Genomic DNA, 20,318 nt, shown 5'->3' with positions numbered 1-20,318 from the left:
GTGACACAGCACTCCACGACGACCGCCCGGACTGATGCAGTCCGGGCGGTCGTCGTCGTTGCGGCGGGTTCCGGCACCCGGCTCGGCATCGGCACGGCGAAGGCGTTCGTGCCCGTCGCCGGGCGGGTGATGCTGGCGCGGGCGCTCGAGCCGCTCTTCACGCTCGCCGAGCCCGTGTTCGTGGTCGTCGTGGCACCCGACGCCCTGCTGGAGCGGTGCGGCGAGATCGTCGACGAGGTCGCCGGGGTCGCCTCTGGGTACACCGCGGTCGTCGCCGGCGGGGTCGACCGGCACGCGTCCGTGCAGGCCGGGCTCGCCGCGCTGCCGCCGTCGGTGCAGTCGGTGCTCGTGCACGACGCCGCCCGCTGCCTGACGCCCGCGTCGCAGTTCCAGGCCGTGTTCGACGCGGTGGCGCAGCACGGGTGTGGGATCGTCCCCGCGCTGCCGGTCACGGACACCGTCAAGCGCGTGGCGGGCGACGTCGTGGTGGAGACCGTCGACCGCTCGTCACTGGTCGGGGTGCAGACCCCGCAGGGCTTCCCGGTGTCCGAGCTGCGGGCGGCCTACGCGGCGTCGACGCAGTCCGAGACCGACGACGCCGGGGTGTTCCAGGCCGCCGGGGGCACGGTGCGGTTCGTGCCCGGGGACGCGGACGCGTTCAAGATCACGACGGCGTGGGACCTGCGGCGGGCCGAGGCGGTGGTCGGTGCCAGTGCGGGTGCGGGTGCGGGTGCGGGTGCGGGTGCGGGTGCTCGTGCCGGTGCCGGTGCCGGTGCGGGTGCCGAGGTCGCTGACGTCCGTGTCGGGATCGGGATGGACGTCCACGCGTTCGACGCCGGTGCGCAGTGCCGTGTCGGCCTGCTCGACTTCCCCGGGGAGCCCGGGCTGGCCGGCCACAGCGACGGCGACGCGGTCGCGCACGCGGTGTGTGACGCGCTCCTCTCCGCCGGCGGGCTCGGTGACATCGGCGGCCGGTTCGGCACGTCCGACCCCGCGTACGCCGGTGCCACCGGAGACGTCTTCGTCCGTGGTGCGGTCGAGGCACTGGCATCGGTCGGCCTGCGACCCGAGCGCGTCACCGTGCAGGTCATCGGGAACCGCCCGCGGATCGGAGGCCGGCGCGAGGAGATGCAGGACGCGCTCGCGGCGGTCGTCGGCGCGCCAGTCGCGGTCTCCGGCACGACGACGGACGGCCTCGGGTTCACCGGTCGTGGCGAGGGGCTGGCCGCGATCGCGACGGCAGTCGTCCACCGGGCCTGAAACGCCAGCGCCCTGCCGATTAGGGTTGTGCCGTGACCGTTCGCCTCTACGACTCCCGTGCCGCAGACGTCGTCGACCTCGTCCCCCTGGTCGACGGACAGGTCAGCATGTACGTCTGCGGTCCGACGGTGCAGTCGTCGCCGCACGTCGGGCACCTGCGTTCCGCCCTGGTGTACGACATCTGGCGGCGCTGGCTGACGTACCGCGGGTACCGCGTGACGCTCGTCCGCAACGTCACGGACATCGACGACAAGGTGCTCGACCTGGCCGCCGGCACCGACGAGCCCTGGTGGGCGCGGGCCTACCGCGTCGAGCTCGAGTTCAGCGCCGGGTACGCCGCGCTCGGGATCCTCCCGCCGACCTACGAGCCCCGCGCCACCGCGAGCATCCCGGAGATGCAGGACATCATCGCGCGGCTCATCGAGCGGGGGCACGCCTACCCCGCGGCCGACGAGTCCGGGGACGTCTACTTCGACACCGGCAGCTGGGCGTCCTACGGCGACCTGACCCGGCAGCGCCGCGAGGACATGGTCGACGCCACCGACGCTGACCCCCGTGGCAAGCGGGACGCCCGCGACTTCGCCCTGTGGAAGGGGGCCAAGGCCGGCGAGCCGTCGACCGCGTCGTGGGACTCCCCGTGGGGTGCGGGCCGACCCGGGTGGCACATCGAGTGCTCCGCGATGTCCCGGCGCTACCTCGGGCCGGCGTTCGACATCCACGGCGGCGGACTCGACCTGCGGTTCCCGCACCACGAGAACGAGCTCGCGCAGTCGACGGCCGCCGGCGACCCGTTCGCGTCCTACTGGCTGCACAACGGCCTGGTGTCCGTCGGCGGGCAGAAGATGTCGAAGTCGCTCGGCAACTCGGTGTTCGCCGCGGACCTGCTCGGGTCCGCGCCCGCCGTCGTCGTGCGCTACGCCCTCGGCGCTGCCCACTACCGCTCCACGATCGACCACAGCGACGGCTCCCTGGCCGAGGCCGAGGCCGCACTCTACCGCATCGCCGGGTTCCTCGACCGGGCAGCCACGCGTCTCGAGGGCGTCTCGCTGCGGGACGCCCCCGGTGTGCCCGACGCCTTCGCCGACGCGATGGACGACGACCTCGCGGTGCCCCAGGCCCTGGCCGTCCTGCACGAGACCGTGCGGGCCGGGAACGCCGCGCTCGACACCGACGATGCGGATGCGCTCGGGACCGCGTACCATCAGGTGGCTGCGATGGTGGAGGTGCTCGGCATCGACCCGCGAGCGTCTCACTGGTCCGGCGCCGGTCAGGACACCTCTGCCGCACCGCTCGCCGCCCTCGTCGAACGCCTCGTGCAGGAGCGTTCGGACGCCAGGGCCGCGCGGGACTTCGCCACAGCCGACCGCGTGCGCGACGACCTCGCCGCTGCGGGGATCACGATCGAGGACACATCGTCCGGAACACGTTGGAGCATCGCCTAGCGACGCACCGCCGCCACGAGCGGCACTGAAGTCGCTAGCGCGGCACCGAAGTCGCTCAGGCGGCGCTGAAGGAGCAGACCATGAAGAACGTCTCGGGCAACAAGAAGGGCCGACCCGGTGCCGTGCGCTCGGGGCGCAAGGGCAACAAGCAGGTCGGCTCCGGCGGCCAGGGCGCCCAGGCGCTCGAGGGCCGCAAGCCGACGCCCAAGGCCGAGGACCGCCCGTACCACCCCGCCGGCAAGCGGAAGGCTGCGAAGGACCGCTTCGAGGCCGCCCGCGGTCGTCACGGCGCGTCCAGCACACCCCAGGGACGCACCGGTCGCCCGCCGCAGCGCAAGACCGACGACTCCGAGCTGGTCACCGGCCGCAACTCGGTGCTCGAGGCCCTGCGCACCAAGACCCCGTCGACGACGCTCTACGTCGCCACCCGCATCGAGGTCGACGACCGCGTCAAGGAGATCCTGACGCTCGCCAACCACCGCGGTGTGCCGATCATCGAGATGATGCGTCCCGAGCTCGACCGCATCACCGGGCACGACAGCGTGCACCAGGGCGTCGCGCTCAAGGTCCCCGCGTACGAGTACTCCGTGGCCGAGGACATCGTCGAGCGTGCCTTTTCCCGCGACCAGGTCCCGCTGCTCGTCGCCCTCGACGGCATCACCGACCCGCGCAACCTCGGCGCGATCATCCGCTCGACCGCGGCCTTCGGCGGCCACGGCGTCATCGTGCCGCAGCGTCGATCGGTCGGCGTCACGGCGTCGGCGTGGAAGACGTCCGCCGGTGCCGCTGCCCGCACGCCCGTCGCCATGGCACCGAACCTGACGCAGACCCTGAAGTCGCTGAAGTCGATGGGGCTCTTCGTGCTCGGGCTCGACGGTGACGGTGACGTGGAGCTCGACGGTCTCGAGCTCGCGGACCGCCCGATCGTGATCGTGGTCGGGTCCGAGGGCAAGGGCCTGTCGCGCCTGGTCACCGAGACCTGCGACGCGATCGTCTCCATCCCGATCTCGTCCGCGACGGAGTCGCTCAACGCCGGCATCGCCGCGAGCGTCACCCTGTGGGAGGTCGCCCGCCGCCGTCGCCACGGCTAGGCCGCGCTCCGAGTCGCTGAGATCGCACTTCGTGTCGCCACCCCGTCGGGTGAGGCGACACGGAGTGCGATCTCACGTTGGGGGGTGACGCGACTGCCTGGAGGCCCGGTGCCAGTCCACGGGACCGGCACCGGGCCTCCAGGCGGTCGCCATCGCGCTGGCCGGTCGACGGACCTGAGCGGGGAGTCGTGACCGGTCAGACGGTGGCGCGCCAGTCCTCGGCCTCGTCGTCCTCGTCGACGTCCCCGTCGGCGTCGACGAGCGGGATCGGCACGGTGATGGACGACGTCGGCGGGTTGATCAGCAGACGCTCGTCGCGGCGGTGGCGGAGCACGTCGTTGATGTACGCGGTCGTGGCCTCGGGCAGGGAAACGGATCGTTCCTCCTGCTGGGACATGAACCAGCGGTGCTCGAGCAGCTCGTGGAAGACCTCGGCGGGCTCGAGCCGACCACGGAGGTCGCGCGGGATCGCCCGGACGACGGGTTCGAAGACGCGCGAGACCCACTCGTGCGCGACCATCTCCTCGTCGAGCTCCCCGCGGCCGTTCCGCGCACGGTAGGCGTCGAGGTCGTTCAGCAGCCGTCGGGCCTGGTTCTCGCCGGCGTCGAGCCCGGTGAGGCGGAGCAGGCGTCGCTGGTGGTGCCCGGCGTCGACGACCTTCGGCTGGATGCGCACCTGGTCGCCGCCCGCGGCCGTGTTGATCGAGAGCTCCTCGATGTCGAACCCGAGTGCGTTGAGCCGCTCGACGCGGTCGTTGATGCGCCAGCGCTCCTTGGCGTCGAACTGCTCGGTGCCGGTGAGCTCCTTCCAGAGCGTCCGGTACTGCGCGACGATCCGGTTCGAGACGTCGACGGCGTCGGCGTTCTCGTCGAGCCGACCGCCGGCCTCGAGGTCGAGGAGCTCGCCGGCGATGTTCACGCGGGCGACCTCGAGGTCGTTCTCACGCTGCCCGTTGGACAGGCCGCCCGGGTAGAGCTTGCCGGTCTCGGCGTCGACGAGGTAGGCGGCGAACGAGCCGGCGTCACGGCGGAACAGGGTGTTCGACAGGGAGACGTCGCCCCAGTAGAAGCCGATGATGTGCAGGCGGACCAGCAGCAGTGCGAGGGCGTCGACGAGGCGGGTGGCGGTCTCCGGGCGGAGCGTCTGCGAGTACAGCGCCCGGTAGGGGAGCGAGAAGCGCAGGTGCCGCGTGACGAGCGCGGGGTGCAGGGGCTCACCGTCCGCGCTGACGCGGTTCGTGATGACGGCGACCGGGTCCACGCACGGGACGTCCATGCGCTGCAGGGTGCGGAGCATCTCGTACTCGGAGCGGGCGATCTCCTCGCCGGTCTCCTTCACGGCGACGACGTACCCGCTGAGGTGCACGAAGCGGACCAGGTGCCGCGAGATGCCCTTCGGCAGCGCGACGATCGTGTCGTCGGGCCAGGTGTCGAGCGGCAGGTCCCAGGGCAAGTCGAGCAGCCCTGGGTCGACGGTGGCTGCGGTGATGGACAACGAGTCGGGCACGGTGGGTCCTTCGGGTGCTCGGACGGGAGGCACGGTGCGCGTCATCGGGTCTGCGTGCGTCCCGGGGACGGAACGACGGGAGCCCGCCACCCGCCCTTGTGAGGCGGGCGCGGGCTCCCGGGTGGTGCTGTGGATCAGGCGCTGATGACGGCCTTGTCGTCGAGGCGGTCGCCCGACTCGGAGTCGAACATGTGCACGTGGCCCTGCTTCGGGCTGATGACGATCGTGTCGCCGATCGACGGGTGGTTGCGGCCGTCGACGCGGGTGACGATGTCGGTGCGCGTGCCGTTCACGTCGGCGTGACCGTAGAGGTAGCCGTCGGCGCCGAGCTCTTCGATGACGTCGACCGTGACCGGGAGGCCTTCGCCAGTGTGCGAGACGATGACGTCTTCGGGACGGACACCCACGGTGATCTGCTTCGAGCGCGCGTTGCCGAGCGTGTCGCGGTCGACCGGGTGGTTGAGCGAACCGAAGCTGATGCCGCCTTCGAGCACGTTGGCGGGCAGCAGGTTCATCGCAGGCGAGCCGATGAAGCCGGCGACGAACACGTTGTTCGGCTTCTCGTAGAGGTCACGCGGGGTGCCGACCTGCTGGAGGATGCCGTCCTTGAGCACCGCGATGCGGTCACCCATGGTCAGTGCCTCGGTCTGGTCGTGCGTGACGTAGACCGTCGTGACGCCGAGACGACGCTGCAGCGACGCGATCTGGGTGCGCGTCTGGACGCGGAGCTTGGCGTCGAGGTTCGACAGCGGCTCGTCCATGAGGAACACCTGCGGCTGGCGGACGATCGCACGGCCCATCGCGACGCGCTGACGCTGACCACCGGAGAGCGCCTTCGGCTTGCGGCCGAGGTACTGCTCGAGGTCGAGGAGCTTGGCGGCCTCCTGCACGCGGGTGGCGCGCTCTTCCTTGCCGATGCCGGCGATCTTGAGCGCGAAGCCCATGTTCTCGGCGACGGTCATGTGCGGGTACAGCGCGTAGTTCTGGAAGACCATCGCGATGTCGCGGTCCTTCGGCGGGACGTCGGTGACGTCGCGTTCGCCGATGCGGATCGCGCCGGAGTTCACTTCCTCGAGCCCCGCGAGCATGCGGAGCGAGGTCGACTTGCCACAGCCCGACGGGCCGACGAGGACGAGGAACTCGCCGTCGGCGACGTCCAGGTCGAGGGAGTCCACCGCGGGGCGGTTGCCTCCGGGGTACAGACGGGTTGCCTTGTCATAGGTGACGGACGCCATGAGCGTTCGGTCCTTTCTCCACCGGCAGGTACGTGCCGGACGATCCGAGTGAAGCGGTACGCCCGTGAGGGCCCCGGATGGTCGTCGTCGACCATCGGGCTCATACAAGCACGAGTTCAGACCCCCGCGCCACCCTTTCGGGGCTCATCGGCACACTCCCAGGGCTGATTGGGTGGTTCCCAGAGCCTCCCACTACGATCGACGGGTCTGTCCGCCTGCGGGGGTGAGCGCGAGCGGGCCCTGATCAGGAGGAACCCTTCGTCATGACGAACCGCCCCGAGGGTGATGCCCGCGCCGAGCGGAACCAGCGCCGAGCAGCCGCCCGGGAACGAGCCGCCAAGGCCCGTCTCCAGCAGAAGCGACGCCAGCGCGGAGTCCGCCTCGGGCTGCAGGTCGGCCTCGGCGTCGTCCTGCTCGCCGCGGCGACGGTCGTGACGCTCGTCCTCCTCGACTCCACCAAGCCGGCCGGCCCGGGTCCATCGTCGATGCCGCAGGGCGGCATCACGATCGCCCAGGGCATGACGCCCGTGTCCGAGGCCGGTTCGACCGCGTCCGCGTCACCCAGCGCGTCGACCGGGGCCTCCGCGGGTGCCGAGCCCGTCCGCATCACCATGTACGTCGACTACCTCTGCCCGTTCTGCGGCCAGTTCGAGAAGACGAACAGCGACTACATCGAGGGCCTGGTCGAGTCCGGCGTCGCGACGGTGGACATCCACCCGATCGCCGTCCTCGCCAACCGCTCGCAGGGCACGAAGTACTCGCTCCGCGCCGCCAACGCCGCCGCCTGCGTCGCGCAGTCGTCGCCGGACCAGTTCTTCGCCGTCAACCGGGCGCTCTTCGCCGCGCAGCCGGAGGAGAACACCCCCGGGCTCACCGACGCGCAGCTCAAGAAGGTCATCGGCGGTGTCCGCGGCGTCTCCGGCAAGGCGACGATCGCGAAGTGCATCGACGACCAGCGCTACGGCAAGTGGGTCGACGAGCGCACCACCGCGGTGTCCGGTGGCGACATCCCCGGTTCCTCGCTGAAGGACTTCCCGGGAACGCCGCTCGTGCTCGTCAACGGGCAGCGGTACGAGTACTCGCAGCCGTTCACGAACGAGGAGTTCCGCACCTTCGTGATCACGGTCGCCGGGTCCGGCGAGCAGACGTCTTCGCCGACGCCCAAGCCGTCGTCGTCGGCTTCCGCGTCGGCTTCCTGACCGGTCACGACACCCCGTCGGGTGCACGCCGAGCGGCCAGAGGCCGTCGCTGCGCGCCGCCCCGGCCGACGGTCTGTGACCGGTCGGCGGACGTGAGCGGGGAGTCCTGACCGCTCGGCTGCGCGGCGCGTGGGGTGGACGCGACCGCCTGGAGGCCCCGTGCCGGTCCGGCGGACGGGCGGCGAGCCTCCAGGCGGTCCCGTCCGGTCCCGTCCGGTCCCCAGTACCCGGTGCGCGGCGCCGCCGGCCGCCGTCCTCCGCCGCCGACCGGTCACGACACCCCGTCGGGTACGCGCTGAGCGGTCGTTGGCCGTCGCTGCGCGCCGCCCCGGCCGACGGTCTGTGACCGGTCGGCGGAGGTGAGCGGTGCGTTGTGGCCGGTCGCCGGCCGACGGTCCGTGACCGGTCGGCGGACGTGAGCGGGGCGTTGCGACCGATGAAGCGGGCTAGAGGGACGAGCCGGGGATGCTGAGCGTGTCGCAGGTCATCGCGCCCTGCTCGTAGCCGCGCTCGAACCAGCGCTGCCGCTGCTCGCTCGACCCGTGGGTGAAGGAGTCCGGGTCGACGTGCCCGCTCGAGCGCTCCTGGATGCTGTCGTCGCCCACGGCACTGGCGGCCGACAGCGCGTCGGAGATCTGCGCGCGGGTGAACGGCTCGAAGAAGGTCTCGCCGTTCGCGGACTTCGTCGTCGCGGCGTCGCCCACCCAGGCACCGGCGTAGCAGTCGGCCTGCAGCTCGACGCGGACGCTGCCGGAGGACGCCCCGGTGCCGCTGCGGTCGGTGTCGGCGAAGGTGCCCTGGAGCTGCTGCACGTGGTGGCCCCACTCGTGCGCGACGACGTACATCTGCGCGAGCGGACCGCCCGAGGAGCCGTACTTCGACTGCAGGTCGTCGTAGAACGCGGTGTCGAGGTACAGCGCGCGGTCCGGGGGGCAGTAGAACGGGCCGGTCGACGCCGAGGCCGTGCCGCACCCGGTGTCGGTCGAGCCGTCGAACAGGTAGAAGTCCGGGGTCGTGTAGGAGACGCCGAGCTGCCGGCTCTCGGTCGTCCAGTAGGCGTCGAGGGACTCGGCGGCGCCCTCCATGCGGCAGTCGACGTCGGCGTTCGCGTCGCGCCCGGTGCGGCACTCGGTCACCGGTTCGGCCGTCGCTCCGCCGCCCTGGATCTGGGTCAGCCCGCCGTCGCCACCGACGATCCCGTCCAGGTTGACGTTCGTGAACTGGGTGATGAGGAAGACGATGATGGCGACCACGCCGACACCGCCTCCGGCGACCGCGGTCGTCCGTCCGCGGCGCTTGACCTTGCCGCCCTGCAGTCGGGAGTCGTCGTTGAACGTCATGCTGACGAATGTACGGATGCCCGGGCGTCGAGGTGCGGGCACGCGCGGAACGGGGCCAGCGCTGCCGGAACGGAGTCGGTACCGACCGACCGGGGAGTAGGACGGGACCATGCCGAAGCTCGATGAACGTCACCCCCTGTTCCTGCTCGCGATGGACCAGCGCTCGTCGCTGCTCGAGCACACCTACGACGAGTCCAGCGGTGAACCGGCCGACGAGGCCGAGGCCGAACGGGTCCGCGCGGGCAAGCAGCTCGTCTACCGCGGGGTCCTGACGGCGCTCGCCGCCGGAGCCTCCCGCGCGCGGACGGGCGTCCTCGTCGACGAGCTCTACGGCGCTGACGTCGCCCGCCTGGTGAAGGAGGCCGGCCTGCAGCTCGCGATGCCGATCGAGCGGTCGGGCCGCGAGTGGTTCGAGCTCGAGTACGGCGACGACTGGATGGCGCACGTCGACTCCTTCGACCCGGACTGGGTGAAGGTGCTCGTCCGGGACAACCCCGCCTACGACGCCGCCCACCGGGCACAGCAGGCGTCGGACCTCGCCGAGGTCGCCACGGCCCTGCGCGACGCCGGTCGCCCGTTCCTCGTCGAACTGCTCGTCCCGGGCACCGACGAGCAGAAGGCATCGGTCGAGGACTACGACCGCGACCTCCGCCCGGACCTCGTCGTGCAGGTGCTCGAGTACCTGCAGGACCACGGTGTCGAGGCCGACGTGTGGAAGCTCGAGGGGCTCGACCGCTCCGAGGACGCCGAGCGCGTCGTCGCCACCGCCCGCCGTGACGGCCGGGACTCGGTGCAGTGCATCGTCCTCGGTCGCGACGCCCCGGAGGAGCAGCTCGACCACTGGCTGCGCACCGCGGCACCGGTCGACGGCTTCGTCGGGTTCGCGATCGGCCGGAGCAACTGGGAGGAGCCGCTCGAGGACGTGGTCCGCGACGGCCTCGACACCGAGGCGGCGGAGAGCCTCATCGCGGCCAACTATCGCCACTTCGTCGACACCTGGCTCGAGGCCCGTGGCGACGTCGAGGACGGTGTGGACGCCGGCGGCATCTGATCGGTTGGCGGACCCGCCGACCGTCAGGTCCGGATGAGCGGTTCCATGGTCGCCAGGTCGGCCGTGATCCCCACGTCGACGAGCTCGATCCGTCCGGCGAGGGTCGCGGCCGGCCCGCGCAGCAGCCCGGCCTTCACGCCACCGAACGTCACGGTGACGTCGGCGTGCAGGACGTGGTCGTCTGCGATCCCGCCGGTGTCGACGTCGATGCCGCTCGGCACGTCCACCGCGACGACGAACGGCGCCCGCTGGTCGCGCGCGAGCTCCCGGATCGCGTGCACGCACTCCCGCGCGGGGGAGCGGAGCGCGGACGGTCCGGACACCCTGATGCCGAGGATCCCGTCGAGGACCAGGTCGGCGCGGAGCGCCGCCTCGGTCGTGACCGCCGCCAGGCGGTCGGCGTCGGAGGGCACCGCAGCCCGCAGGACGTCCGCAGCCCCGGCAGCGGACGCGCCGGTCCCGGGGTCCGACGGTTCGCCCAGGAGGCTGCACCCGGCCTCCAGGGCGGCGGCCAGCCCCGCCTCGTGCACCCGACTGCCGACCCGGACCACCTCGACGGTCCGGCCGGCGGCCGCGAGACGCGCGCCCGCGAAGAGGGCGTCGCCGCCGTTGTCGCCGGACCCGACGAGGAGCAGGACCGCGCCCGGTCCGTCGCCCGGCCGTTCGGCCGGGTCGTCGAGCAGTGCGCCCACGATCGCGGCGAGGCCGTCGGCCGCCCGCTGCATGAGCGGTTCGCCCGCGTCGAGGTGGGGGCGCTCGGCCGCCCGGATCTGATCGCCGCCGTAGCCGTCCATGCGGTCCACAGTGCCCCGATACCCTGGGAGGCCATGCCACTCGTCCCCGCCGCTCCCCGACCCCGCGCCGTGATGTCGCCCGACGGCCGATCGATCGCCACGTACGACTTCGGCGACCAGGACGCACCCGTCGTCGTGGCCGTGCACGGGTTCGCCTCCGGTGCCGTGCTGAACTGGCACGCGTCCGGGTGGACCCGCGACCTCGTCCGTGCCGGGTACCGCGTCGTCGCGCTCGACCAGCGCGGACACGGGGCGTCGTCCAAGCCGCACGAGCCGAGCGCGTACTCGATGGACCTGCTCGTCGCGGACGTCATCGCGGTGATCGACACCCACCTGCTCGACGACGTCGCCTTCCTCGGGTACTCCCTCGGCGCCCGCGTCGGCTGGCACACCGCCGAGCGGCTGCCGGACCGCATCAGCCGCGCCGTCTTCGGCGGGATCCCCGACGCCGACCCGATGCGACGCGTGCGGGTCGACCAGGCGCGGGCGTTCATCACCGACGGCACCCCGGTCGAGGACCGCGCGACGAACGGCTACCTCACCATGGCGTCCGGGGTCGACGGGAACGACCTCGGCGCGCTCGTGGCGATGGTCGAGGGCATGCGGAACAGCATCGAACCGACGCCGGCGAACGCCCCCGCGCAGCCGATCCTGATGGCGGCGGGCAGTGAGGACGGCATCCGGGACAGCGCCGTGCGGTTGGCCGAGGCCGCGCCGAACGCGTCGTTCTTCGAGATCCCGGGGCGGAACCACTTCAATGCCCCGACGTCGCGGCCGTTCCGGGAGGCGGCGATCGCGTTCTTCGGGGCGTGACGGGCGCTCGCACGGTGTCCGGGCTGCGCTGACGGGTACTGCCAAGCCCTCTCGGTCGGCGGGCACCCGGGCGTAGCGTCCGCGGCATGGAATACAGACTCCTCGGGAACAGCGGGACAGCGGTGTCCACCCTGACCCTCGGCACCATGACGTTCGGCAGCGAAGCCGACGAAGCCACCTCACACGCCATCCTCGACGCGTTCGTCGCGGCTGGCGGCACCCTCGTCGACACGGCGGACGTGTACTCCGGCAACGAGTCGGAGCGCATCATCGGCCGCTGGCTGTCGTCGCACCCGACCGAGGCCGCCCAGGTGGTCCTCGCCACGAAGGGCCGCTTCCCGCAGGGCGACGGTCCGAACGACCTCGGGCTCTCGCGCCGGCACCTCCGCCTGGCGCTCGACGCCTCGTTGGACCGCCTCGGCGTCGAGCACATCGACCTGTACCAGATGCACGCGTGGGACGCCCTGACCCCGATCGAGGAGACCCTGCGCTTCCTCGACGACGCCGTCTCCGCGGGCAAGATCGGCTCCTACGGGTTCTCGAACTACCTCGGCTACCAGGTCACGAAGGCCGTGTACGAGGCCAAGGCCCACCACTTCGCCCCGCCCGTGACCCTGCAGCCGCAGTACAACCTGCTCGTCCGCGACATCGAGCACGAGGTCGTGCCCGCCTGCCTCGACGCCGGCATCGGCCTGCTGCCCTGGTCCCCGCTCGCCGGCGGCTGGCTGTCCGGCAAGTACCAGCGCGACGAGGCCCCGACCGGTGCGACCCGCCTCGGCGAGAACCCCGAGCGCGGCATGGAGGCCTGGCAGGCCAGGAACTCCGACGAGCGCACGTGGGCGGTGCTCGACGTCCTCTCCGGGGTGGCGGACGCACACGACGCCTCACGCTCGCAGGTCGCCCTCGCCTGGCTGCTCGCGCGCCCGGCCGTCACGAGCGTCATCCTCGGCGTCCGCACGCTCGACCAGCTCGCCGACAACCTCGGGGCGGCCGACCTGGTGCTCGACGAGGCCGAGCTCCAGGCCCTCACGGACGCCAGTGCACCGCGCATCGACGACTACCCGTACGGCACCGCGGGTGTCGCGCAGCGCGAGCGGAAGATCGCCGGCGGCCGCTGACCCGCCACCGCCGATCCCGCAGCCGACGCTGGACGCCGGCTGCGGGATCGGTGCGGGAAGCCGCGAGGTCACCTGCGACGTCTTCACAAGCGCCCTGGTGAACTGTCATCATCCTGGTACGGCCGGCTGGTTACCGCGCCGAGCGCCGGAACGCCCCCTGATCCGTGTTCCACCTGCGCCGGAGGCCCGAGCGACATCGTCGCCCGGGCCTCCGCTCTGTCCGGCGTCTGCTCCGCCCGCTCTGTCCGGCGTCTGCTCCGCCCGCTCTGTCCGGCGTCTGCGCTGTCCGGGCGCCTGGTTTTCCCGGGTCAGTCCCGCTGGCGCGGGATGACCTCCCACCCGGTCGCGGTCTTCCGGAAGCGCCCGTCGGGGACGAGCACCTCGACGTCGTCGAGCCGGACCACGCGCACCTGGTCCGGGTGGGCCTCGACGAACGCCGGGATGCCCAGGTCGAGCGGGTAGCGACGGTCCTGCCCGATGACGATCAGGTCGAAGGGGCCGGCATGCGGATCCCTGGTCTGGTTCCTGCCCACGAACGCGGCGACCGCCGACGGCGACTCGCGCTGCGCCAGCACGAACGCGTCCTCGCGGTGGGTCGCAGCGAGCACCTCGGGGAGGCGTCCGATCCCGGTGGGGTGGACGGACCAGGTGGACACCGACAACCGCACGCTCGAGACGCCGACGGCGGCGACCAACGCCAGGCTGGCCGCGAAGGCGACGGTGCGGAACCACAGCGGTCCGCGCAGGGACCCGAGGCGTCCGATCCCGATCGCCGCGAGCGCGACCAGGACGGGCATCCACGCGAGGTAGTACTCGCCGAGCGCGACGTCGCTGACACCGAGGAAGAAGACGAAGAACGGCACCGCGACGATCGCGAGCCAGAGGACCAGTCGCCCGGGGCGGATCAGGAACGCCGCGAGCACACCGACCGCGAGCACCACGCACTCGAGCGTCCCGGTGCCCTGCCACTGGTACCAGAGGTTCGCCCACCAGGGGGAGTGCCGCGTGACGATCCCGGCGATCTCGACCAGGTGTCCGTCGGCGGCGTGCTGACGCTGGAACGCGATCATGTCGGTGACCGTCGAGACCACCCCGAAGGGCAGGTACGGCACGACGACCGCCACCACGAACCCGATCGCGAAGAGTCCGCCACCCCAGAGCGTCGCCCACCACCGACGGAAGAGCAGCGGCAGCACGACGAACGCCGGCACGAGGAGGACGCCGATCTCCTTCGACGTCACCGAGAGCCCCGCGGCGATCCCGGCGGACAGGATCCACGGCCATCGTCCGCCGCGGGCCCAGCGCCAGCCGCACCACATCGCGACCACCCCGAACGCGACCATCGGGCCGTCCAGGAGCGCGAGCCGATCGATGCGACTCGGGTCCCCGACGATGCCGTGCGGCGGGAGCCACCACAAGCCCGCGGCGAGCAGGCCGGTCCACCAGCCGACGTCGCGGCGGAGCCACACGAAGAGCACGAGGCCGGTCACGAGCCCCAGGAGTGCGACGGGGACGCGGGCGGACGGCACGCCCTCGCCGAGCAGGACCTGCGCCAGGCCCATCAGGTACTTGGCTGTCGGCGGGTGCTGGCGGTTGTCAGTGAACACCCCGTGCAGGTAGGCGTAGCCGGGCTGCTGGTAGGCGGGTTCGTCCGTGACGACGTTCGCCGAGCCGAGTCGCCAGAGCTGCTGGTAGACCGCCCAGAGCGCGACGACCGCGAAGGCCGTCCACCGGGTCCACGGTGCCGAGACGAGCGGGAGCCACCGACCGGGGTGACGACGGTGTCGACGCTCCGTCGGCGGTTCGCCCGTGGTGCGGGTGGAGGTCGCGGTCATCGCCCGCCAGCATAGGGCGAGCGGAACTCATCGACCGGCGGACTCCACGTCACGCGACGGTCCAGGGCACGACCGTCGCGGCGACGAACACGAGCGACGCCGGGAGGACCGGCTCAGCGACCCAGATGACCGCTGCGACGATGCTGAGCGGGGGCGTGCCGAAGCAGAAGAGGGCCAGCAGCGGGACTTGAACCCGCAACCCCCGTATTACAAGTACGGTGCGCTACCAATTGCGCCATGCTGGCTGACGCCCTCATCGTACCAACGAGGGCGTCGGGGACTCACTCGCCCTGCGCGGAGAAGTTCAGCGACAGCGAGTTCATGCAGTACCGGTCACCAGTCGGGGTGCCGAAGCCGTCCGGGAACACGTGCCCGAGGTGCGAGCCGCAGTTCGCGCAACGGACCTCGGTGCGGGCCATGCCGAGCGAGCGGTCCTCGATGAGGGTGACGGCCTCGGGGTCGACCGACTCGTAGAACGACGGCCAGCCGCAGCCGGAGTCGAACTTCGTGCCGCTCTTGAACAGCTCCGCGTTGCACGCAGCACAGGTGTAGATGCCGGCGCGCTCCTCGTCCAGGAGCTCACCGGTCCAGGGGCGCTCCGTGCCGGCCTGCCGCAGCACGGCGTACTGCTCGGGGGAGAGCTCCGCGCGCCACTCGGCGTCTGACTTCTCGACGTTGTGTGCCATGGGTTCCTCCTGCTTTCCAGCCGTGGGTTTCGGCCACTTCAGTAAACTCGCCGCGATGTCCAGACATTCCGTGCACCGCACCCGCTGGGACCGCCTGACGACGGACGCACTGTACGGCATCGTGCGGTTGCGGAACCGGGTGTTCGCGCTCGAACAACACGTCTCGGCCGAGGACTTCGACGGCCGTGACCGTGAGCCCGACACCGAGCACTGGTGGTTCGGAACCGAGGCCGATGCGGTCGGGTACCTCCGTCTGATCCGTCCCGCCCCGGACGAGCAGCACCCGGCGGACGCGGCAGCGCCGGCATGGGTCGTCGGCCGAGTCGCCACCCACCCCGACCACCGCGGCGCCGGCATCGCGAGCGGACTCGTCGGCGCCGTCCTCGCCGAGCACGGCCACGACCCGATCGTCCTGCACGCACAGGAGTACGTCGCCGCGCTCTACGAACGGCACGGCTTCGTCCGGTTCGGGGAGCCGTACGCGGAGGCCGGCATCACCCACGTCGGCATGTACCGCCCCGGCGCATGAGCACGCCGCCCCCGTCGACGCGCGAGCGCTACGCCGCGTACGCCGACCGGATCGCGGACGTCTCGCCGACCTATGCCGCCTGGGCGCGGTCGCTCGACGACGACCTGGTCGCGCTCCTCGACACGGTGCCGCCGACCCAGCGGCAGCCCGAGCTGGTCTTCGCGGTCGCACGCGGCCTGGGTGCCGACCCGTCGGACCCGGCAGCGCTCCGCGCACTCGGACAGGAGGCCCGCCCCGCCCTGGTCGCGGCCCTCACCACCGCCACGATGCAGGCCAACGACCCGCGACGGCTCGCCCCGCTGGTGCCGGTGATCGCGGCGCTCGCTGCGAGGACCGCCCGGTCGCTCGGCCTGGTCGACGTGGGTGCCGCGGCGAGCCTGTGCTCGTTCCCGGACCGGGTGACGCTCGACCTCCGGGTGCACGACGCCGGAGTCGGTCGTGGCGAGGAGCACCGGCTCGTGCGGACTCACACCGCGCCCGCGGAGCCGTCGCTCCGGCTGACCGCGGACGCGTGGGGAACGGTGCCGTCGCCGTCGACCGCCGCCATCCGGGTCGCCGGGCGGGTGGCGCTCGACCCGCACCCCGTCGACCTGCGCGTCCCCGGGGCGTTCGACCGGCTGGTGCAGGCCGTGCCGCCCGAGGCGACGGACCGGACCGCCCTGATGCGCGAGGCGGCGCGCGTGACGCTGGCCGAGCCTCCCGTCCGGATCACCGGCCGGGTGCCGGACGACCTGGACCGTGCCCTCGACGCGCTGCCCGCGGACTGCGAGCCCGTCGTGATGACCGCCGGCACGCTCGTCTACGTGCCGGGCGCCGGACGGCAGCGGTTCGTCGACCGCGTCGCGGAACGCGGCGTGCACTGGGTCGCGCTCGAACGCACCGGGATCCTCGCCGGGGTGGCCTCGACCCTGCCCGACGGGATCGACCCGACGGACCCGGCGTCCTTCGCGACGGTGTCCCTCGACGGCGTGGCCCTGGCCGTGTGCGACGCGTTCGGCACTGCCACCCGGTGGTTCCGCGACCCGTCGCTGTGACGGTCCTGAAGGTGAATCCACGACAGTCCAGCCCCATGCCAGGGTGACCATCCGCCTCACCCCTACGATGTGCGAGACCCGTTGCCCGAATGTGATCGGACCGTCGTGACCACCATCCCCGCGGACGAGCTCAGTGAGCTCGCGAAGCACGTGCTCGCCTTCGAGCACGACCGCGCGCGGCACGACCGGACCAAGGAAGCCGAGATCCGGGTCGAGTTCGACATGTCCCCGGCGCGCTACTACCAGGTGCTCAACCGGGTGATCGACACACCGGCGGCGCTCGCGTACGACCCGCAGCTCGTCGGTCGACTCCAGCGTCTGCGGCGATCGCGGACGAGTGCACGCGCTGCCCGCAGCTTCGTCGCACCCGTCGACGCCCACCGAACCGAAGAGGAACGATGACGAGATTCCCCCATGACCGCTTCGACGACGTGACCGACGGGCCACGTGTCGGAGCGCACCGTGGTGTGCACCGTCGTGGTCGCGGCTGGATCGCGTTCGCCTGGGCCGCGCTCGCGACCGGTGTGCTCGTCGGCATCGGGGTGCTCGTGCTCGCGCTGCTGAACGGCAGCTACTCGTTCTCCGGGGACAACAGCTCGTCGCCTTCGGCGTCCGCGTCGTCGTCGGCGACCTCCTCGGCCTCGCCGTCCGCGGGCGGCTCGGGTGCCGACGCTGGTTCCGGTGACGCCTCGTCGCCCGCGGCCGCTGCGCCGACCGACCAGGGCGCCACCACGGTGGTCGTGCTGAACGGGACGACCACGAGCGGGCTCGCCGCCAACGCGTCGACGAAGCTGACGACCGCCGGGTGGAAGGTCACGTCGACCGGGGACGCCGGCACGACGGGCGCGACCGCGACGATCGTGTACTACCAGCAGGCGTCGCAGGCGGCGATCGCGCAGGGCATCGCCGCGTCACTCGGGGTGACGGCTGTGCAGCAGTCGGCGGCGTTCCCGAACGCCGACGTCAGCGTCGTGCTCGGGGCGGACTACCGGGGCTGACCGGGGGCTCTCGCGGTGATGCCGCGGGTGCTGTCCCGGTGATCTCCCGGGTGCTCTCGCGGTGATTGATCCGCATTCCGCGGGGTCCATGTGACGGCGGTGTTTCCGGCACGTTGAGTTCATGAGGAATCAGCGTGGAATGTGCGTGACGGCCCTTGTCTGGACGCTGTTCCTGATTAGAGTCACAAGTGGTCACCGGAGTGTTCGGAATGACGTCGGACCTCGGTACGCACGCCAGGAGCACCCGGGTGAGGCATGCACGCACTCGGACCCGCGGCATCACCCGAACGATGCCGACGATCGCGACAGCAGTACCGCAGGGAGCAACAGATCATGGCCAACGGAACCGTCAAGTGGTTCAACGCTGAAAAGGGCTTCGGCTTCATCACCGTCGATGGAGGGGGCCAGGACGTGTTCGTCCACTACTCGGCCATCGACATGAACGGCTACAAGGTCCTCGAGGAGGGCCAGGCAGTGACGTTCGACGTCGGCACGGGGTCCAAGGGCCCGCAGGCCGAGTCGGTGCGTCCGGCCTAGTCAGCGAACCACCGCGAACGCGCCGTCCCCGTCGGGGGCGGCGCGTTCGTCGTGTGCTGGGTGTGTCGCGTGCGTTGCGCTCTCCGGGGTCGAGTGCGTGTTGCACTCTCAGGGGTCGAGTGCCAGAATCGGCTCTGGCACTCGGTGACGCTGAGTGCCAGAAGACCCCACGACGTCCGGGAGGGACGAGAACTCACATGGCTAAGATCATTGCTTTCGACGAGGAGGCCCGCCGTGGCCTCGAGCGCGGCCTGAACCAGCTGGCCGATGCCGTGAAGGTGACGCTCGGCCCGCGCGGCCGCAACGTCGTCCTCGAGAAGAAGTGGGGCGCCCCCACGATCACGAACGACGGTGTCTCCATCGCCAAGGAGATCGAGCTCGACGACCCGTACGAGAAGATCGGTGCCGAGCTCGTCAAGGAGGTCGCCAAGAAGACCGACGACGTCGCCGGTGACGGTACGACCACCGCGACCGTGCTCGCCCAGGCCCTCGTCCGCGAAGGCCTCCGCAACGTCGCCGCCGGTGCCGACCCCGTCTCGCTGAAGCGCGGCATCGAGAAGGCCGTCGCGGCCGTCTCGGACCAGCTGCTCGCGAACGCCAAGGAGATCGAGACCAAGGACCAGATCGCCGCCACCGCGTCGATCTCGGCCGCGGACCCGACCATCGGCGCGCTCATCGCCGAGGCCATCGACAAGGTCGGCAAGGAGGGTGTCGTCACCGTCGAGGAGTCGAACACCTTCGGCACCGAGCTCGAGCTGACCGAGGGCATGCGCTTCGACAAGGGCTACCTGTCGCAGTACTTCGTGACCGACCCCGAGCGCCAGGAAGCCGTCTTCGAGGACGCCTACATCCTGATCGTCAACTCGAAGATCTCGAACATCAAGGACCTCCTGCCGGTCGTCGACAAGGTCATCCAGGCCGGCAAGCAGCTCCTCATCATCGCCGAGGACGTCGACGGCGAGGCCCTGGCCACGCTCGTCGTGAACAAGATCCGCGGCATCTTCAAGTCCGTCGCCGTCAAGGCCCCGGGCTTCGGCGACCGTCGCAAGGCAATGCTGCAGGACATCGCGATCCTGACCGGTGGCCAGGTCATCTCCGAAGAGGTCGGCCTCAAGCTCGAGAACGCGACGCTCGACCTCCTCGGTCGTGCCCGCAAGGTCGTCATCACCAAGGACGAGACCACGATCGTCGAGGGCGCTGGCGACACCGAGCAGATCGCCGGCCGCGTGCGCCAGATCCGCTCCGAGATCGAGGCCACCGACTCCGACTACGACCGCGAGAAGCTCCAGGAGCGCCTCGCCAAGCTCGCCGGTGGCGTCGCCGTCATCAAGGCGGGTGCCGCGACCGAGGTCGAGCTCAAGGAGCGCAAGCACCGCATCGAGGACGCCGTCCGCAACGCGAAGGCAGCCGTCGAAGAGGGCATCGTCGCCGGTGGTGGCGTCGCCCTGATCCAGGCCGGCAAGGTCGCGCTCGACTCCCTCGAGCTCGAGGGCGACGAGGCGACCGGCGCGAACATCGTCCGCGTCGCCATCGACGCACCGCTCAAGCAGATCGCGCTCAACGCCGGTCTCGAGCCCGGTGTCGTCGCCGCCAAGGTCCGCGAGCTCGAAGCAGGTTGGGGCCTCAACGCCGCGACCGGCGAGTACGTCGACCTCATCGCCGCGGGCATCATCGACCCGGCCAAGGTCACGCGTTCGGCGCTGCAGAACGCTGCGTCGATCGCCGGTCTGTTCCTGACGACCGAGGTCGTCGTCGCCGAGAAGCCCGAGCGCGCCGCGGCCGCTCCGGCCGGCGACCCGACCGGTGGCATGGACTTCTGAGTCCGTCCGTCACGGAAGGCCCCCGCACG

At 71.5% G+C, this 20,318-nt stretch carries 20 protein-coding genes and 1 tRNA gene; 13 read left to right on the top strand and 8 right to left on the bottom strand.

All coding sequences use genetic code 11. From position 1 onward, the window contains the following. The 3 genes from ispD (at position 1) to rlmB (ending at position 3,793) form a co-directional block, all read left to right on the top strand. On the top strand, positions 1-1,260 hold the full coding sequence (gene ispD / locus OXR63_RS10615; protein ID WP_267422822.1) for a 2-C-methyl-D-erythritol 4-phosphate cytidylyltransferase: 1,260 nt from the start codon (positions 1-3) through the stop codon (positions 1,258-1,260). Between the two features lie 32 nt (positions 1,261-1,292). Continuing rightward, complete coding sequence (gene cysS / locus OXR63_RS10610; protein ID WP_267422820.1) at positions 1,293-2,702, top strand: cysteine--tRNA ligase; 1,410 nt, start codon at positions 1,293-1,295, stop codon at positions 2,700-2,702. Between the two features lie 80 nt (positions 2,703-2,782). Further along, positions 2,783-3,793 carry a 23S rRNA (guanosine(2251)-2'-O)-methyltransferase RlmB gene (gene rlmB, locus OXR63_RS10605; RefSeq protein WP_267422818.1) on the top strand — a complete coding sequence of 337 codons (1,011 nt, stop codon included), beginning with the start codon at positions 2,783-2,785 and terminating at the stop codon, positions 3,791-3,793. Positions 3,794-3,989: 196 nt separating this feature from the next. Here rlmB and OXR63_RS10600 read toward each other — a convergent pair whose 3' ends face one another. Continuing rightward, complete coding sequence (locus OXR63_RS10600; protein ID WP_267422816.1) at positions 3,990-5,300, bottom strand: DUF4032 domain-containing protein; 1,311 nt, start codon at positions 5,298-5,300, stop codon at positions 3,990-3,992. 134 nt (positions 5,301-5,434) lie between these two features. Further along, entirely contained in the window at positions 5,435-6,535 is a 1,101-nt protein-coding gene (locus tag OXR63_RS10595) for an ABC transporter ATP-binding protein (protein WP_267422814.1), read from the bottom strand. A 263-nt stretch (positions 6,536-6,798) separates the two neighbouring features. On the opposite strand from OXR63_RS10595, the gene OXR63_RS10590 reads away from it, so the two are divergent. Then, a complete protein-coding gene (locus tag OXR63_RS10590) occupies positions 6,799-7,734 on the top strand; it encodes a DsbA family protein (RefSeq protein WP_267422812.1) in 936 nt (311 codons plus the stop codon). Between the two features lie 446 nt (positions 7,735-8,180). Here OXR63_RS10590 and ypfJ read toward each other — a convergent pair whose 3' ends face one another. After that, a complete protein-coding gene (gene ypfJ / locus OXR63_RS10585; RefSeq protein ID WP_267422809.1) occupies positions 8,181-9,074 on the bottom strand; it encodes a KPN_02809 family neutral zinc metallopeptidase in 894 nt (297 codons plus the stop codon). 109 nt (positions 9,075-9,183) lie between these two features. On the opposite strand from ypfJ, the gene OXR63_RS10580 reads away from it, so the two are divergent. Further along, on the top strand, positions 9,184-10,125 hold the full coding sequence (locus OXR63_RS10580) for a 2-deoxy-5-keto-D-gluconate 6-phosphate aldolase domain-containing protein (protein WP_267422807.1): 942 nt from the start codon (positions 9,184-9,186) through the stop codon (positions 10,123-10,125). 23 nt (positions 10,126-10,148) lie between these two features. Here the strand turns inward: OXR63_RS10580 and OXR63_RS10575 are convergent, their stop codons facing one another. Further along, entirely contained in the window at positions 10,149-10,919 is a 771-nt protein-coding gene (locus OXR63_RS10575; RefSeq protein WP_267422805.1) for an NAD(P)H-hydrate epimerase, read from the bottom strand. A gap of 33 nt (positions 10,920-10,952) precedes the next feature. Here OXR63_RS10575 and OXR63_RS10570 point away from each other — a divergent pair, with 33 nt between their 5' ends. Together OXR63_RS10570 and OXR63_RS10565 are read left to right on the top strand one after the other, a co-directional pair. After that, positions 10,953-11,732 (top strand): alpha/beta fold hydrolase, encoded by a 780-nt coding sequence (locus tag OXR63_RS10570; RefSeq protein ID WP_267422803.1) that lies wholly within the window; start codon positions 10,953-10,955, stop codon positions 11,730-11,732. An 86-nt stretch (positions 11,733-11,818) separates the two neighbouring features. Further along, the gene (locus OXR63_RS10565) at positions 11,819-12,850 is read left to right on the top strand and encodes an aldo/keto reductase (protein ID WP_267422801.1); all 1,032 of its coding nucleotides are present in this window, start codon (positions 11,819-11,821) and stop codon (positions 12,848-12,850) included. A 308-nt stretch (positions 12,851-13,158) separates the two neighbouring features. Here the strand turns inward: OXR63_RS10565 and OXR63_RS10560 are convergent, their stop codons facing one another. The 4 genes from OXR63_RS10560 to msrB all read right to left on the bottom strand — a co-directional run bounded on the left by OXR63_RS10560 (position 13,159) and on the right by msrB (position 15,371). Further along, complete coding sequence (locus tag OXR63_RS10560) at positions 13,159-14,685, bottom strand: glycosyltransferase family 39 protein (protein WP_267422800.1); 1,527 nt, start codon at positions 14,683-14,685, stop codon at positions 13,159-13,161. A 49-nt stretch (positions 14,686-14,734) separates the two neighbouring features. Further along, the gene (locus tag OXR63_RS10555; protein WP_267422798.1) at positions 14,735-14,884 is read right to left on the bottom strand and encodes a hypothetical protein; all 150 of its coding nucleotides are present in this window, start codon (positions 14,882-14,884) and stop codon (positions 14,735-14,737) included. Continuing rightward, a tRNA-Thr gene (locus OXR63_RS10550) sits at positions 14,858-14,930 on the bottom strand. Before OXR63_RS10550 ends, OXR63_RS10555 begins: the two co-directional genes overlap by 27 nt. 36 nt (positions 14,931-14,966) lie before the next feature. Next, complete coding sequence (gene msrB, locus OXR63_RS10545) at positions 14,967-15,371, bottom strand: peptide-methionine (R)-S-oxide reductase MsrB (RefSeq protein ID WP_267422795.1); 405 nt, start codon at positions 15,369-15,371, stop codon at positions 14,967-14,969. Between the two features lie 55 nt (positions 15,372-15,426). Between msrB and OXR63_RS10540 the strand changes: the two genes are divergently transcribed. The 6 genes from OXR63_RS10540 to groL all read left to right on the top strand — a co-directional run bounded on the left by OXR63_RS10540 (position 15,427) and on the right by groL (position 20,289). Continuing rightward, positions 15,427-15,900, top strand: coding sequence for a GNAT family N-acetyltransferase (locus OXR63_RS10540; RefSeq protein WP_267422792.1), 474 nt, complete (start codon positions 15,427-15,429; stop codon positions 15,898-15,900). After that, positions 15,897-16,934, top strand: coding sequence for a DUF2332 family protein (locus OXR63_RS10535; RefSeq protein WP_267422791.1), 1,038 nt, complete (start codon positions 15,897-15,899; stop codon positions 16,932-16,934). The genes OXR63_RS10540 and OXR63_RS10535 overlap by 4 nt, the downstream gene beginning before the upstream one ends. A 105-nt stretch (positions 16,935-17,039) precedes the next feature. Next, positions 17,040-17,336, top strand: a complete 297-nt coding sequence (locus tag OXR63_RS10530) for a DUF3263 domain-containing protein (RefSeq protein WP_254787807.1) — start codon at positions 17,040-17,042, stop codon at positions 17,334-17,336. Continuing rightward, on the top strand, positions 17,333-17,932 hold the full coding sequence (locus OXR63_RS10525) for a LytR C-terminal domain-containing protein (protein WP_267422787.1): 600 nt from the start codon (positions 17,333-17,335) through the stop codon (positions 17,930-17,932). The genes OXR63_RS10530 and OXR63_RS10525 overlap by 4 nt, the downstream gene beginning before the upstream one ends. A 333-nt stretch (positions 17,933-18,265) precedes the next feature. After that, positions 18,266-18,469: a cold-shock protein gene (locus tag OXR63_RS10520; protein WP_056120541.1), complete on the top strand. Its 204-nt coding sequence runs from the start codon at positions 18,266-18,268 to the stop codon at positions 18,467-18,469. Between the two features lie 197 nt (positions 18,470-18,666). Continuing rightward, positions 18,667-20,289, top strand: a complete 1,623-nt coding sequence (gene groL / locus OXR63_RS10515) for a chaperonin GroEL (protein WP_071273375.1) — start codon at positions 18,667-18,669, stop codon at positions 20,287-20,289. Positions 20,290-20,318: the final 29 nt, after the last annotated feature.

The organism is Curtobacterium sp. GC_Cur_3 (assembly GCF_026544205.1).
Taxonomy (GTDB): domain Bacteria; phylum Actinomycetota; class Actinomycetes; order Actinomycetales; family Microbacteriaceae; genus Curtobacterium.
This window is presented reverse-complemented; position numbering and strand designations above follow the sequence as displayed.

Coding starts and splice junctions, on each gene's coding strand:
- rlmB (WP_267422818.1), top strand. CDS start 2,783: ATGAAGAACGTCTCGGGCAACAAGAAGGGCCGACCCGGTGCCGTGCGC.
- OXR63_RS10595 (WP_267422814.1), bottom strand. CDS start 6,535: ATGGCGTCCGTCACCTATGACAAGGCAACCCGTCTGTACCCCGGAGGC.
- OXR63_RS10590 (WP_267422812.1), top strand. CDS start 6,799: ATGACGAACCGCCCCGAGGGTGATGCCCGCGCCGAGCGGAACCAGCGC.
- ypfJ (WP_267422809.1), bottom strand. CDS start 9,074: ATGACGTTCAACGACGACTCCCGACTGCAGGGCGGCAAGGTCAAGCGC.
- OXR63_RS10580 (WP_267422807.1), top strand. CDS start 9,184: ATGCCGAAGCTCGATGAACGTCACCCCCTGTTCCTGCTCGCGATGGAC.
- OXR63_RS10575 (WP_267422805.1), bottom strand. CDS start 10,919: ATGGACGGCTACGGCGGCGATCAGATCCGGGCGGCCGAGCGCCCCCAC.
- OXR63_RS10570 (WP_267422803.1), top strand. CDS start 10,953: ATGCCACTCGTCCCCGCCGCTCCCCGACCCCGCGCCGTGATGTCGCCC.
- OXR63_RS10565 (WP_267422801.1), top strand. CDS start 11,819: ATGGAATACAGACTCCTCGGGAACAGCGGGACAGCGGTGTCCACCCTG.
- OXR63_RS10560 (WP_267422800.1), bottom strand. CDS start 14,685: ATGACCGCGACCTCCACCCGCACCACGGGCGAACCGCCGACGGAGCGT.
- msrB (WP_267422795.1), bottom strand. CDS start 15,371: ATGGCACACAACGTCGAGAAGTCAGACGCCGAGTGGCGCGCGGAGCTC.
- OXR63_RS10540 (WP_267422792.1), top strand. CDS start 15,427: ATGTCCAGACATTCCGTGCACCGCACCCGCTGGGACCGCCTGACGACG.
- OXR63_RS10535 (WP_267422791.1), top strand. CDS start 15,897: ATGAGCACGCCGCCCCCGTCGACGCGCGAGCGCTACGCCGCGTACGCC.
- OXR63_RS10525 (WP_267422787.1), top strand. CDS start 17,333: ATGACGAGATTCCCCCATGACCGCTTCGACGACGTGACCGACGGGCCA.
- OXR63_RS10520 (WP_056120541.1), top strand. CDS start 18,266: ATGGCCAACGGAACCGTCAAGTGGTTCAACGCTGAAAAGGGCTTCGGC.
- groL (WP_071273375.1), top strand. CDS start 18,667: ATGGCTAAGATCATTGCTTTCGACGAGGAGGCCCGCCGTGGCCTCGAG.